The organism is uncultured Winogradskyella sp., from assembly GCF_947496485.1.
In the GTDB taxonomy this organism is placed as follows: Bacteria; Bacteroidota; Bacteroidia; order Flavobacteriales; family Flavobacteriaceae; genus Winogradskyella.
Genome location: NZ_CANMCZ010000001.1, coordinates 164,963 through 179,608 on the forward strand (window position 1 = coordinate 164,963; position 14,646 = coordinate 179,608).

Below are 14,646 nucleotides of genomic sequence, written 5' to 3' on the forward strand. Positions count from 1 at the left end.
GGCTTCTACACTTCAGTATATTTTTATGGTTGATTAGTCTTATACTGAAGTGTTTTCACCAGGTTGATTGATTTTGATTGATGATTTTTTAAGCCAAAATGTTTTCGGTTACTTTTTGTCCATCTAACATTCTGATAATTCTATGACTATACTTTGCATCGTGCTCACTGTGAGTCACCATTACTATAGTAGTTCCTGCTTCATTAAGATCAATTAATAAATCCATAACTTCATTACCATTAGTACTATCTAAGTTTCCTGTTGGCTCATCTGCTAAAATTAACTTTGGATTATTAACTACGGCTCTTGCAACTGCAACTCTTTGTTGTTGACCACCAGACAATTGTTGTGGAAAATGATTTCTACGATGCATTATTTGCATTTTCTCCAAAACTTCTTCTACTCTTTTCTTTCTCTCAGCTGGTTTTACACCTGTATAGATTAAAGGCAACTCTACGTTTTCAAAAACAGTGAGTTCATCAATTAGATTAAAACTCTGAAAAACAAAACCGACATTATGCTTACGTAATTCTGAACGCTTACGCTCGTTGTAACCAGCAACTTCCTCACCATTAAATTTGAAACTTCCACCATCTGGATCATCCAGTAATCCTATTATATTTAATAACGTGGACTTTCCACATCCTGATGGTCCCATTATAGCAACAAACTCACCTTGTTTTACTTCAAAGGATAATTTATTTAATGCGATAGTTTGTACCTCTTCGGTTCTATAAAACTTCTCTAAATCAGTAATCTGTATCATTGTATTTTATGTTTTATTGATTGACTCTTATTTTAATATTAATTCTTCTGTATCTCCGTAGGAATCATAACTCGATGTAATGACTTTATCACCTACATTTAATCCTTCTACGACTTCGTAGTATTCTGTGTTTTGACTTCCTAATCTTATATTTACTTTGTAAGCAGTACTTCCATCTTCACTGACTTTAAAAATCCAGTTACCGCCAGTTTTCTGAAAGAAACCTCCTTTTGGCACTAGCAGTGCTTGCTTCTCTGCACTCAGAGCAACTCTAATTTGTAAGTTTTGTCCACGACGAATACCTTCTGGCACATCTCCTTCAAACTTCATATCAACTTGAAAACGACCATTAGTTACCTGAGTAAATACTTTCTTAATGACTAAAGTGTAAGTCTTTCCGTTGAGTGAAAAGGTTCCGGTTTGCCCATTATAAATTCTAGAGATGTAATGTTCATCGATATCAACTCTTACTTTATAACCACTAGTCACATCAACTTGTCCTAATCGTGTACCTTTAGTTATTGACTGACCGATTTCAGCATCAAGCGACGTTAATTGTCCGTCAATTGGTGCTCTTACCACTAAATCTCCTACTTTTTTGCGCATTAATTCTAAAGCACTTTGTGTTCTGGCATAAGAGCTTTTAGCTTGGTTAATTTCGAGTTTTGAAGAGATAGAATCTTCAGATAATACTTGCTCAGACAACTTCATACGTTGTTTTTGATATTCGAAATTATTTTTAGAAGACTCATAATCCATTCTTCCAATAGCGCCCTTATCGTACAAACGTTTGTTTAAAGCATAAACACGTTCAGCTTCAATAAGGCTATTCTCTACATCTGTAAATTGATTTTGTCTATTGATTGTATTCTGACGCGCTGCATTTTGAGAAATCTGCATTTGTGTCAATAAATTATAAACCGAAGTTTCTTGATTTACTAGACTTAACTCTAAATCTGTATTAGACAATCTTAAAATTGGTTCACCTTTTTTCATCATTGCACCATCTTCAACAAATTTTTCTTCTACGCGCCCTCCTTCTAAAGCATCTAAGTAAATCGTAGTTATTGGTAATACAATTCCGTTTACTGGAATATTTTCTTGGAATACATCATTAGTAATTGTATTTATTGAAATACGTTCTTTTTCAACATTCAATTTAGAGCCACCAGAAGTGTTCATAATTACAAAGGCAATTAAAGCTAAGATTGCTATACCTCCGCCGATTACCAGTAATCGTGATTGTGAAAATTTTTTCTTTTTAATTGGAACGTCCATTTTTGGTTTTTTAATTATGTTATTTATATAGTTAAGATTATGCCAAACACTTAAATAATTAAAAATCAAATACTTAAAGTTTGTGATAAAAATAGAAGTGTTCGATTTTGATACACTTTTTGTTCATAATCGAACACCTATTTTTTTAATTTATTTTCAAATTCTAGTATAGATTTCCACACCGCTTTTATGTAAGGCACTACTATTTCCTCTTTATAGTCAATATCTGTGTTAATCATTAACAACTTTCCGATTTTAGTTTCGGGATTAAAATATAGCATTGCTAACGAGCCTAAATCTGAACCATTATGACCAATCAATAAATCTGAAGAACCAATGAAATTATTATTGTACTCAACAAAAATTCCTACATTTATTCTACCGCTTTCATTTATATTGTTTTCGAAACGTTTTTCAAAAAACATCTCGTAACTATTTTTTGTTAACAATGTCCCTTTTCCATCATAACCCTTCATCAATTCCGCTAAATATTTACTCAAATCTTCACTAGAAGTAAGTAAGCCTCCATTTGGATAGGAAATACATTCGTAATCTGCAATTTTTTGACCTTTAAAAAGGTAAAATTTTGACCGTCTTAATGAATCAACTTCTTTAAGTGACCATGCCGAATCCCTCATATTTAATGGGTCGAAAATATGTTTTTTAGTAAATTCCTTAAATGACATACCTGATGCTTGAGCGATTATCAACGCACACAAATCTGCCCCATAATTTGTATATTCAAATGTTGATCCTGGTTTGTTATCTGAAAATGCTTCTTCAGTATACCATTTCCCTTCTTTTGATAATGAAGCTTCTAGAAAATCTATAAAAGAAATTCTTTTATCAGGTTTTTGAAAATGTGTAAAAGGTACCTCATCGTCTTCAACTTTCTCATTTTCTAGAATAAATCCTTTTAAATAATTCTCTTCATAATCTACTATTGAAGAAGAATGTGTTGCTAATTGTAAAATGGTAATTGGAATCTCAGGATGATTGGGATTCACAACTTCAAAAGGTAAATAATTATTGATTGGGTCATTCAAATTTAGTTTACCCAATTCTTGCGCTTTTAATAAAGCAATTCCAATGAATGTTTTAGAAACAGATCCTACGTTTTGAATGGTATTGGTTTTATAAAGTTTTTTGTTTTTTGAATCTGCATATCCAAAGCCTTCATTGTAAAGTACCTTGTCCTGATCTATTACAGCTACTGAAAAACCGACGAGCTCATCATCACTATTTGCAGCTACAAGACTATGTGTTAAGGAATCTTTGAGTTTTATCTGGTTATGATCTTGTTTATCATTTTGTCCATTTCCTTGTTTAGATGAAAACAGTGAAGCGATTAAAAGTAAAATTAGTACTGGATTGTTCATTGTATTATTTTTTTATGTTTTAGAAAGACTAAACCTTTTAGTTCATATCCTACTCATTCAATAGTCAATACAATGCCATAAAAACAAATAACTGATAATCAGATATTTAATATTAAAAACTAAAAATAAAGTGTTCGCTTTTAAGACACTCTATGTCCGAAAATGCACACTTTTATATACTGTAAAAATTTTGGTTTTCTAATTTTTATTAGCTGAATATAATATCGTAATATTGTATTGATGGTATTAAAAAACGCAACGATATTAGTTATTGATGATGATGTTGATGTGCTTACTGCACTTCGACTTCTATTAAAGCCACTTGTTAAAGATGTTGTTACGGAAAAGAATCCTAGTAATATTACTTCTCAAATTGAAAGCAAAGCGTTCGACATTATCATACTAGACATGAATTTCAGTGGTCTAGTAAATACTGGTAATGAAGGTATATTTTGGCTTAATAAAATCCGAAAACAAAAACCAGAGACTTCTGTGATTTTGATGACTGCCTACGCAGATATTGACTTAGCCATTAGAGGACTTAAAGAAGGAGCTTCGGACTTTTTAGTAAAGCCTTGGAAGAATGAAAAAATAATCAATACAATAACTTCAATATTAGAATCTAAGAAATCCAATTCTAGTAAGAAAGCCAGTCTAAACTCTAGTAGTATAGAGATTATTGGAGAAAGTGACGTCATGAAAGATGTCTTTGTAAAGCTTAAAAAAGTAGCACCAACAGATGCCAATGTTTTAGTACTTGGTGAAAATGGTACAGGTAAAGATTTAATTGCGAGAGCGCTACATGATAATTCAAATAGACGAGATAAACCATTTGTAAAAGTAGATGTTGGAGCTTTAACAGCTTCGCTTTTTGAAAGTGAATTGTTTGGTTATAAAAAAGGAGCTTTTACAGATGCTCGCGAAGATCGCGAAGGCCGATTTGAAGCTGCTAACGGCGGAACTTTATTTCTGGATGAAATAGGGAATATTACACTTGGTCAGCAAGTACGTCTTTTAACAGCTTTACAAAACAGACAGGTAACCCCTTTAGGCTCTAACCAAGCCATTGATATTGATATTCGGTTAGTTTGTGCTACTAATGTTGACCCAAAAACGTTAGCAGATGAAAGTAAATTCAGAAAAGATTTAATTTATAGAATTAATACCGTAGATATTATTGTTCCACCTTTAAGAGATCGCGGAACTGATATCACAGAACTGTCTAAGCATTTTGTTTCAGTCTATGCTGAAAAATATAATAAGAATGGATTTTCTTTTGATCCTGGATTTATTTCAAAATTAAAAAAGCACGATTTTCCTGGTAATGTAAGAGAACTTCAATATGTTTTAGAGCGTGCAGTAATAATGACAGATGGTAACACTTTAAAACCTGAAGATTTAGTCTTCTCTTCTATTGAGCGTTCAACAAATTCTAGTTCTCAAAGTACTACGATGAATTTAGACGATATTGAAAAAAATGCTATACTCACTGTCCTAGAAAAAAATAAAGGAAATGTTTCTAAATCTGCAAAAGAACTAGGAATCACCAGAGCTGCCTTATATAGACGATTAGACAAATATGAACTTTAAAGGCTACATTTTTAGACTCTTTTTAAGAATATTACTTTTAGTAGCTCTTATACTAACTTTAGGCTATACTATTTATATAAAGCAAAGTGTTTATGTGGCGCTTACAAGCTTAGCACTACTCTATCTCATCATTAATACTTACAGTTTTGTAAAGCGTCGTTTTGTAGCGATGGATGATTTTTTTGAAGCTGTAAAATATCGTGATTTTTCTAGGTGGTTTCCAGAAGATAGAGGCCCAAAAGACATTCGATTTTTATATACTGGTTTTAATGAAATTAATAGAACCATAAAGGAAATCAATTCGCAGAACGAGGCACAATACGTCTATCTTCAGAAGATTTTAGAAATGGTAGATATAGGAATTATTGCCTATAATCTAGAAAGTGGTGATGTACTTTGGAGCAATGATTATTTTGGAGAAACATTGGGTATGCCCTCTTTTAAAAATATTCGATTTGTTGAAAACAGAAAACCAGAGTTATTCAATACCATTTTTGAAACCTACCATAGAGAACCAGATTCTATTTCAGTAGCACTTCAAAATGAAAAAATAAAAGTATTGATTTCTGATACTGTTTTTCAAGTTGATGATGATGCTTTTAAATTAATTGTCATTCAGAATATAGATGATACTTTAAATAAAAATGAATCTGAAGCCTGGAAGAAATTATTAAGTGTTATGACACACGAAATAATGAATTCTATTGCACCTATTTCGTCATTAGCAGATACACTTCAAAGAAATGTACAGCTAAATTTAGATGATCCAAGTGAGCATCAACTTGAGCTTGAAGACTTAAATTCTGGTATAAAAACTATTAAAAACAGAAGTGAAGGTTTATTGAAATTTGCAAAAACATATCGCAGTTTAAATAAGGTTACGCATTTAAATTTGCAAAGAATAAAAGTTTTAGAGCTTTTTAAGAACATTCAATTATTAATGGAGCCATCCATTAAAGCTAAAAATATTGCAGTTGATTTCAAAATTTCATCTCCTAAACTAGAACTAGATATAGATACACACCTCATAGAGCAAGTTTTAATAAACCTCATATTAAACGCGGTAGATGCTTGCAAAAATAAAGCGGACGCACAAATAAAAATACAAGCATCACAGTCACCAACACGAGATATTATGATTAAGGTTTATGATAATGGCTCTGGTATTCCACAAGATATTTTAGAAAACATTTTTGTGCCATTTTTTACTAGTAAAGCCACAGGTAGTGGTATAGGATTAAGCCTTTGTAAACAAATTATGCTACTTCACAAAGGGCGAATTGTAGTCAATAGTATTGAAAATGAAGGCACAGTTTTTAGCTTGGTTTTTTAATTTGCAGGACAGATAATTCATAACTATGGAAAAAACAGTTTCAGAAGCTATTGCTTATAGACGTTCAACACGAGTTTATAAAAATGAACCTATTGATTCAGAAAAAGTAAAACAATGTTTGGTCAATGCTTCGCTAGCACCAACGAGTAGTAATTTACAGCTTTGGGAATTTTATCATGTAACCTCAAAAGATAAACTTGAAGCACTTTCTAAAGCCTGTTTTGATCAAAATGCAGCGAAAACAGCTCAACAATTGGTTGTCGTTGTAACTCGCAAAGATTTGTGGCGAAAACGTGCCAAAGCCAATATTCAATTTCTAAATAAAGTCTATAACAAAGAAGGTCTAAGCGAACGCGATTTGAAACGCAAAAAAATGGCTACCAATTATTATGGTAAGTTAATACCAACTATCTATACAGATTTTCTTGGAATTTTAGGTTATGTAAAGTTTTTTATATTCCAAATTGTAGGATTATTTAAGCCCATATATAGACAAACACGTCAAAGTGATATGCGCATTGTTGCTCATAAAAGTGCTGGTTTAGCGGCGCAAAACTTTATGATCAGTATGGCAGCCATTGGTTATGATACATGCCCAATGGAAGGTAGCGATACACTCAGAGTAAAACAAATACTTAACTTACCAGGAGGTGCAGAAATTAATATGGTTATTGGTTGTGGAATACGAGAGGACGTTGGTATTTACGGTCCTCGTTTTAGGATTCCTTTTGAAGATGTTTATTTTGAGGTCTAATTACTTCTTAAAATTATCCAATCCAGTTTTAAGCCATTCCAAATATACATCAGCATTAGGCTCGTAGGCATTAGTAACGTTTAATAGCTCCATATTATGATTTACTAATACATAGTAGGGTTGAGAGTTGTTTTGGAAATTTATGGTTTGTAATGTTCCCCATTTATCACCAACAGTCTCAATATCCTTTACTGTACCATTAGCTCTTAAATACTGAAATTGTTCATCCTCAGATAATTCCTTCTTATCGTCCACGTAAAGGGAAATAATAATATAATTGTCTTGAAGCATATCATATACCTCAGAAGTGCTCCACACTTGCTCTTCCATCTTTCTGCAATTGACGCAAGCCCAACCTGTGAAATCCAATAAAATAGGTTTGTTCTCAAACTTAGCCGCAGCAATACCTTGTTCTAAATCTTTATTACAGTTTAAATCGAGAGGACATTCAGATGCTTTATCGTATAAACTATAAAACATAGGTGGTGGAAAACCACTCAACAGTTTCAAATTGGTATGTTTTGTATTTGTCAATCCAGGTATTAAATAAATGACAAATGCAATCACTAAAATACCAGTGGTAATTCTTCCTTTACTCAATTTTTGAAGTGGACCATCGTGTGGAAACTTAATTTTTCCGAAAAGATATAACACCAATCCTATTCCGATTATAATCCAAAGACCAATAAATACTTCACGCTTTAAAAGTCCCCAATGTTCTACTAAATCTGCATTAGATAGGAATTTAAGTGCTAAACCTAATTCAATAAAACCTAAAACAACCTTTACTGTATTTAACCATCCACCAGACTTTGGTAACGAATTTAACCATTTTGGGAACATGGCAAACAAAGTAAATGGTAAAGCCAATGCTAAACCAAAGCCACTCATACCCATAGTTAATTGTGTTGCTCCTCCATCTGCTGTTAACGAACTACCTAAGAGTGTTCCTAAAATTGGTCCTGTACAGGAAAAGGATACAATAGCTAAAGTTAGAGCCATAAAGAAGACACCAATAAAACCACCAATTTTATTGGCTTTACTATCCATTGCAGCACTCCAAGATTGTGGTAAGGTTAATTCATAATAACCAAAAAATGAAAATGCAAAAGCTATAAATATGACAAAGAATATAATATTCAATGTCACATTAGTTGAAATATTATTTAAAATTCCTGGATCTAACGAATCCATTAAATGGAAAGGCAAACTTAATAATGCATAAATTAGAAAGATAAAGAAGCCATATAATACAGAATTAAATATCCCTGTTTTAGAATCGCCTGCACTCTTAGTGAAAAAAGATACAGTTAAAGGAATCATAGGGAACACACAAGGTGTTAATAAGGCTATAAGACCGCCTAAAAAACCAAGAAAAAATATACTTAGATTACTTTGCTCCTCTACGGTTTGTTTTTCGTATTTATCCCAACCTGTAACATTTAGATTGAGTGACTCAGATAATTGTTTGCTTCTATCATCTATAGAAATTTCTTTTTTCGCTATTTCTGAACCATCTAATGATAAGTTAAATGTATTCTCTCCAAGAATACATTTTGAGTCATCACAGGTTTGATAATCAACAGAAACTTCAATCTGTTTAAGATTACCGTTTAATAGTTTTATCTTTTGTGTAAAAACAGCTTTGTCCTTAAATTTCACTACATCCTCTTCAAAGATCTTATCAAAAATAGGAGCTACGTTAGGCTCAGAAGTTTCACCTATTAACTCATAGTTATTCTCTTGATTTTTAAAATCGAAAAATGTAGTTGGTGCAAATCCGCCATTAGATTTTTGAGAATAAATAGACCAACCACTATCTATATTGGCCTTAAAAATAAGATTGTATTCAGTATCGGAAACTTTCTCAACAGAAGATTCCCATTTAGTAGGTTCTAATTCTTGAGAATATAAATTGAATGAAAAACATAACGCCAAAAGGCTAAGTAGAAGTACTTTTTTTAAGCTCATATACAAAATGTTAATGCACAAATGTAAGAGATGTGTTTTTATTAATGGTTAACAGTCGTCTAATTTATAAAAACCTTAGGAATTAAGGTTATTTTATTTAGGCATAAAAAAACCGAACATTTGTTCGGTTTATATATTTAAGATTTTACTTCAATCTTTATTTTATCGGAATGTTTCCATTTAGAGATTCCGCCTTCGAGATCATATATTTTTTCAAAACCAGCGTCTTTAAGTTTTTTAGCACACTTAGCACTTCTATTACCACCTTTGCAGTAAAGTATTACTGGCTTTGCTTTATCTAATTTTGTTATATCCTCATCAAAAGTTGGTGATTGAAAATCTATATTCTGGGAATTAGCAATACGCACTTCTTCGTGCTCCTTTGGAGTTCTAACATCTACCAACTGTGCATCTTCTAACTCTAATATGGATTGCATTTCTTCAGCTGTAACTAATTTTACTTCTGTATTTTCTAGTTTAGAGTCAATACAGCTTACACTAAAGCTTATTGCTCCTAAAAGACAACAAATGATTATTAATTTTTTCATGATTTTTTTATTATTGATTGACTACTTCTCCTCTCCACTCATTAAAACCTCCGATTAGGTTATAAGCGCTATCAAAACCTAATTGGTTCATTATTGCACAAGCCTGTCCACTTCGGTTTCCAGATCTGCAATACACATAATAGCTCTTAGTCTTATCTAATTTTTGTATTTCTTCAATAAAACCTTGACCTCTATAAATATCTATATGAATTGAATTAGGTATAACACCTTCATCAACTTCGTCTTGGGTTCTAACATCTAAAACAACCGAATTATTGTCTTCTTCTAGTTGTTTTGTCCAATCTTTTTGCGATAAATCCGCCATATTCAGCTTTTTTCTTCGACAAAATTAACATTTCCTTATGATATAGACGTAAAAAAATCCGAAGTGTTACACTTCGGATTACATATTTAACATTTAGGTAACTTACTTATACTTTAATAGAACATCCTATAGCTTTTGTTTCTTTAGTTTTAACTTCTTTATTTTTCAATAAGGCATTAACCGCATCTTCTGCATAAGTTTCAGTAACTGCTTCTGCATCTTTGTAATTATTATCAATAGCACCAATGTACTTAACTACATTTCCTTTTTTTGTTTTTTCAAGAATGTAAACATGTGGCGTTTTAGTTGCTCCATATTGAGGATAAATTTTTTGCCCTTTGTCCATTAAATATGGAAAAGTAAACCCTTTTTCTTTGGCTCTAGCTTTCATCGCCTCCATGTTATCACCTGGTTTTACGTCTGTATTGTTAGGCATTATTGCAATAACAGGATAGCCTTTGCCTGCATACTTTTTGTTTAGCGCTTCCACTCTATCTTCATAGGCTACAGCATAAGGACAAGTATTGCATGTAAAAATTACAATAAAGCCTTTTGCATCTTTATAATCTGCTAGAGACACTTTATTTCCGTCTATGTTTTCTAAACTAAAGTCAGTAGCAATATCGCCTACTTTGTAGCCATCACCATCAGTATTAATTGTAAAAGCAGAAAGTGTAAGCACTAACACCATAACTGCAAGTAATTTTAAAGTTTTACTCACCACACTTCTATTGTTAAAGTGTTGGTGATTTTTTTTAGTAAAATTCATAATTTATTTATTTTAAAAATTGTTTTAGTTCGGTTTCTAATTCTTCTTGTGTGAATGATTTTTCGTAAAACTGTCGTTTATCGCCTTTATATATAATAGTTGCAGGCAATGCACCTGACCAGTCTTTATCAACCATAGCAACCCATCGATTCATATCTGTATCATCCAAAGCTACGATTTCAGATTTTAAATCTTTTATTTTAATAAAGGGCTTTAATTTCTTTTCGTAATCTTTAGGAAAATCTAAGCTTACTAAAAGCACTTCCACATTTTGGTCTTTATAGTTTTCGTTTATATGTTCAAAAAAAGGTAATTCTTTTACACAAGGTGCGCACCATGTTGCCCAAAAATTAACCACATGCACCTTATCATCTTTAATATTTATAAATGGCTCTAAGCCATCATAATCGTAAATATTAAAATCTATATCAGATACATCAATAACTTCTTCTATTTTCTCAGTAACAGCATCTTTTGATTCAACTGTTTCAGAACCAGAAGTCTCATTTTTACATGATAATATTGAAAGTAGAAGTACAAATAATATGTGTTTCATGCCTTAAAGTTATTAATCCATTTGTTTCGCTCTTACATAATTAACAAAAAATTAAATCAAACATCTAATTCGAAACTTCATTAAATCACTAATCATATATTAAGGATGTTCTATCTGACATTCCAAAAAATTAAATATTTACAGATAAAATGTTTGAAAAAGCGAATTATCATTTCTATATTTGACTTTCAAAATGAAAACAATAACAAATCATATTTGGTGGTGGAATTTCTCAAACTCATGTTCGTGAAATAACCCCTTGGTATGTAAAAACATATAAAAAAAGGCTTGTCATTCACGACAAGCCTTTTTTTAATTTAACTAAATACTGAATTTAGCATAAAATGAAAACATTTAGTCTATACACACATTATAAGAAGATATTGGCAGATACCATTACTCCTGTTAGCATTTATCTAAAAATTAGAGATAAGTTTCCTAATAGTATTTTATTAGAGAGTAGTGATTATCATGCCAATGATAATAGCTTTTCTTATATATGCTGTAATCCAATTGCCTCAATTAAGGTTGAAGGTGGAAATATTTCTCAAACGTATCCAGATGGAAGTTCAAAATCTAATTTTGTGGATACCGTTGGTGTCGTTGAAGAAATTCACAAATTCACACAGCGTTTTAAAGTTGATTCTAATGATAAATTTAAGTTTATCAATAATGGCATTTTTGGTTATACATCTTACGATGCCGTAAAATACTTTGAGGATGTTGAAATTTCTGAGAAAGAAAATTCTATAAAAATTCCTGAAATATATTACGCAGTTTATCAAAATATTATCGCTATAAATCACTTTAAAAATGAAGCTTATATTTTTGCACATTGCTTTGATACTGAAAATAATATTGATGAGATTCTTCAGTTAATCCAAACCAGACAATATGCTTCTTACGATTTTAATCCTAAAGGAGAGATTGAATCTAACCTTACTGATGACGAATACAAGCAGCATGTCGAATTAGCAAGAAAGCATTGCGCAAGAGGTGATGTATTTCAATTAGTACTATCAAAACAATTTTCTCAAGAATTTAGCGGAGATGAATTCAATGTGTATAGAGCACTTAGAAGTATTAATCCTTCTCCTTACCTATTTTATTTCGATTATGGCAATTTTAAAATCTTTGGTAGTTCACCAGAAGCGCAACTTATAGTTAGTGATGGCAAAGCTGAAATTCATCCAATTGCAGGTACTTTTAAACGCTCTGGTAACGACTTAAAAGATGCAGAATTAGCAGAAAAACTAATTGCTGATGACAAAGAGAATAGTGAACATGTAATGTTAGTTGATTTAGCCAGAAACGACCTAAGCAGGCATGGAGGTAATGTTACTGTAGAAAATTATAGAGAAGTGCAGTTCTTCTCTCATGTTATTCATTTGGTAAGTAAAGTGACAGGAACCATACATAAAGGTACAGACACCATGCAAGTAGTTGCAGATACTTTTCCTGCAGGAACTTTAAGTGGTGCACCAAAGCATATGGCAATGCAGCTCATTGAAAAATATGAAAAAACAAGCAGAGGTTATTATGGCGGAGCCATTGGATTTATGGATTTTGAAGGCAACTTTAATCATGCGATTATGATTAGAACCTTTTTGAGTAAAAATCATAAACTATTCTGGCAAGCTGGTGCAGGATTAGTTGCTAAATCCAATCCAGAAAGTGAATTACAAGAGGTTTATAATAAACTTGGTGCATTAACCAACGCCATAGAGCAAGCTAAAGACATTTAATATGAAAAAAGTATTAGTAATAGACAATTACGACAGTTTTACATACAACTTAGTGCACTATTTAGAAGATTTAGATTGCGAGGTCACTGTGAAAAGAAACGATAAGTTAACGATTGAAGAAGTAGAAAATTTTGAAAAAATTGTATTGTCTCCTGGACCAGGAATTCCAGAAGAAGCGGGTTTATTAAAAGAAATAATAGCAACTTATGCTCCTACCAAAAGTATACTTGGCGTTTGTTTAGGACAACAAGCAATAGGAGAAGTCTTTGGAGGCACTTTAGAGAACTTAGATACGGTTTACCATGGTGTGTCAACAAATGTTACACTTTCCGTTGATGACGAAACTCTTTTTAATGGTTTGGGTAATACCTTTGAGGTAGGTCGCTATCATTCTTGGGTAGTAAATACAAACTTACCAGATAGTTTAGAAGCTACTTCATTTGATGAAAACGGACAAATTATGTCGCTTAGGCACAAAACTTATGATGTAAAAGGAGTACAATATCATCCTGAATCTGTTTTGACACCGAATGGAAAAGCTATTCTTAAAAATTGGGTTAATAATTAATTATGAAAGCACTTTTAAACAGACTTATAAATCAAGAAAGTATCTCAGCAGAAGAAGCTAAGAACGTTTTAGTAAATATTTCTTTAGGAAAATACAACCAAAGTCAAATTGCATCATTTCTAACCGTTTATATGATGCGAAGTATAACTCTTGAAGAACTTAGAGGCTTTAGAGACGCACTTTTAGAGTTGTGTATTCCTGTAGAATTAGACGATTACAATACTATAGATTTATGTGGTACAGGAGGTGATGGTAAAGATACTTTCAATATTTCGACCTTATCCTCTTTTGTAACCGCAGGTGCTGGTGTTAAAGTTACAAAACATGGCAATTACGGAGTGTCTTCAGCTTGTGGTTCATCTAATGTAATGGAATATTTAGGCATTAAATTTACTAACGATATAGACTTTCTTAAACGCAGTATTGACGAAACTGGCATTTGTGTTTTACATGCACCATTATTTCATCCTGCGATGAAAAATGTGGCGCCAATCCGAAAAGAATTAGGAGTAAAAACCTTTTTTAATATGCTTGGACCTATGGTGAATCCTGCATTTCCAAAAAACCAAATGGTTGGTGTTTTTAATCTCGAATTATTAAGACTTTACGGCTATTTATACCAAGAAACAGATAAAAATTATGCTGTTGTACATGCTTTAGATGGCTATGATGAAATTTCATTAACAGGAAAAACTAAAGTCATATCAAACGCCACAGAAACGTTGTTTGAACCTAATGACTTAGGTGTCCTACAAATTAATGAAGCTGAGATATTTGGAGGTAAAACTATAAAAGGAGCTGCCGCAATTTTTAGAAGCATCATTGACGGAAAAGGTACTGAAGCGCAAAATAATGTCGTTTGTGCTAATGCAGGTTTAGCCATTGCTACGGCAAAACAAATTTCTCACAAAGAAGGTTTTGAATTAGCGAAACAATCATTAGATAGCGGAAAAGCTAAAGCCAGTTTAGAGAAACTTATAGAATTGAGTAAGTAGTAGGCAAATAAAGATATATTAGGGTTGAAAACAAAAGTGACTAAATATGAAAGTCCTAAATTTCGACAC

General features: G+C 32.0%; 14 protein-coding genes. 6 read left to right on the top strand and 8 right to left on the bottom strand.

Features of this window, described 5'->3' with window-relative positions; genetic code table 11:
• Positions 1-88: 88 nt before the first annotated feature.
• The 3 genes from Q0822_RS00685 to Q0822_RS00695 form a co-directional block, all read right to left on the bottom strand.
• Entirely contained in the window at positions 89-766 is a 678-nt protein-coding gene (locus tag Q0822_RS00685; protein ID WP_299118920.1) for an ABC transporter ATP-binding protein, read from the bottom strand.
• A 27-nt stretch (positions 767-793) separates the two neighbouring features.
• On the bottom strand, positions 794-2,044 hold the full coding sequence (locus Q0822_RS00690) for an efflux RND transporter periplasmic adaptor subunit (protein WP_299118921.1): 1,251 nt from the start codon (positions 2,042-2,044) through the stop codon (positions 794-796).
• A 137-nt stretch (positions 2,045-2,181) separates the two neighbouring features.
• Positions 2,182-3,423: a serine hydrolase domain-containing protein gene (locus Q0822_RS00695; protein WP_299118922.1), complete on the bottom strand. Its 1,242-nt coding sequence runs from the start codon at positions 3,421-3,423 to the stop codon at positions 2,182-2,184.
• A gap of 240 nt (positions 3,424-3,663) precedes the next feature.
• Between Q0822_RS00695 and Q0822_RS00700 the strand changes: the two genes are divergently transcribed.
• Genes Q0822_RS00700 through Q0822_RS00710 form a run of 3 tightly spaced genes read left to right on the top strand, consistent with a single transcriptional unit; the run spans position 3,664 to position 7,100 of the window.
• Complete coding sequence (locus tag Q0822_RS00700) at positions 3,664-5,013, top strand: sigma-54 dependent transcriptional regulator (RefSeq protein ID WP_299118923.1); 1,350 nt, start codon at positions 3,664-3,666, stop codon at positions 5,011-5,013.
• Positions 5,003-6,346 carry a HAMP domain-containing sensor histidine kinase gene (locus tag Q0822_RS00705; RefSeq protein WP_299118925.1) on the top strand — a complete coding sequence of 448 codons (1,344 nt, stop codon included), beginning with the start codon at positions 5,003-5,005 and terminating at the stop codon, positions 6,344-6,346. The genes Q0822_RS00700 and Q0822_RS00705 overlap by 11 nt, the downstream gene beginning before the upstream one ends.
• A gap of 25 nt (positions 6,347-6,371) precedes the next feature.
• Positions 6,372-7,100, top strand: coding sequence for a nitroreductase family protein (locus tag Q0822_RS00710; protein ID WP_299118927.1), 729 nt, complete (start codon positions 6,372-6,374; stop codon positions 7,098-7,100).
• On the opposite strand, the gene Q0822_RS00715 is transcribed toward Q0822_RS00710, so the two are convergent.
• From Q0822_RS00715 to Q0822_RS00735, 5 genes are all read right to left on the bottom strand, one after another.
• Positions 7,101-9,071 (bottom strand): thioredoxin family protein, encoded by a 1,971-nt coding sequence (locus tag Q0822_RS00715; protein ID WP_299118929.1) that lies wholly within the window; start codon positions 9,069-9,071, stop codon positions 7,101-7,103.
• Positions 9,072-9,208: 137 nt separating this feature from the next.
• Positions 9,209-9,619, bottom strand: coding sequence for a rhodanese-like domain-containing protein (locus tag Q0822_RS00720; RefSeq protein WP_299118931.1), 411 nt, complete (start codon positions 9,617-9,619; stop codon positions 9,209-9,211).
• A gap of 10 nt (positions 9,620-9,629) precedes the next feature.
• Complete coding sequence (locus Q0822_RS00725) at positions 9,630-9,944, bottom strand: rhodanese-like domain-containing protein (protein WP_299118932.1); 315 nt, start codon at positions 9,942-9,944, stop codon at positions 9,630-9,632.
• 106 nt (positions 9,945-10,050) lie between these two features.
• Entirely contained in the window at positions 10,051-10,713 is a 663-nt protein-coding gene (locus tag Q0822_RS00730; RefSeq protein WP_299118933.1) for a thioredoxin family protein, read from the bottom strand.
• 7 nt (positions 10,714-10,720) lie between these two features.
• The gene (locus tag Q0822_RS00735) at positions 10,721-11,269 is read right to left on the bottom strand and encodes a TlpA disulfide reductase family protein (protein ID WP_299118934.1); all 549 of its coding nucleotides are present in this window, start codon (positions 11,267-11,269) and stop codon (positions 10,721-10,723) included.
• A gap of 344 nt (positions 11,270-11,613) precedes the next feature.
• Here Q0822_RS00735 and Q0822_RS00740 point away from each other — a divergent pair, with 344 nt between their 5' ends.
• From Q0822_RS00740 to trpD, 3 genes are read left to right on the top strand one after another with little or no spacing between them, the layout of a single operon-like run.
• Entirely contained in the window at positions 11,614-13,014 is a 1,401-nt protein-coding gene (locus Q0822_RS00740) for an anthranilate synthase component I family protein (RefSeq protein WP_299118936.1), read from the top strand.
• A 1-nt stretch (position 13,015) separates the two neighbouring features.
• Positions 13,016-13,582 carry an aminodeoxychorismate/anthranilate synthase component II gene (locus Q0822_RS00745; RefSeq protein WP_299118938.1) on the top strand — a complete coding sequence of 189 codons (567 nt, stop codon included), beginning with the start codon at positions 13,016-13,018 and terminating at the stop codon, positions 13,580-13,582.
• 2 nt (positions 13,583-13,584) lie between these two features.
• Positions 13,585-14,577, top strand: a complete 993-nt coding sequence (trpD, locus tag Q0822_RS00750) for an anthranilate phosphoribosyltransferase (protein WP_299118940.1) — start codon at positions 13,585-13,587, stop codon at positions 14,575-14,577.
• The last annotated feature ends 69 nt before the right edge of the window (positions 14,578-14,646 follow it).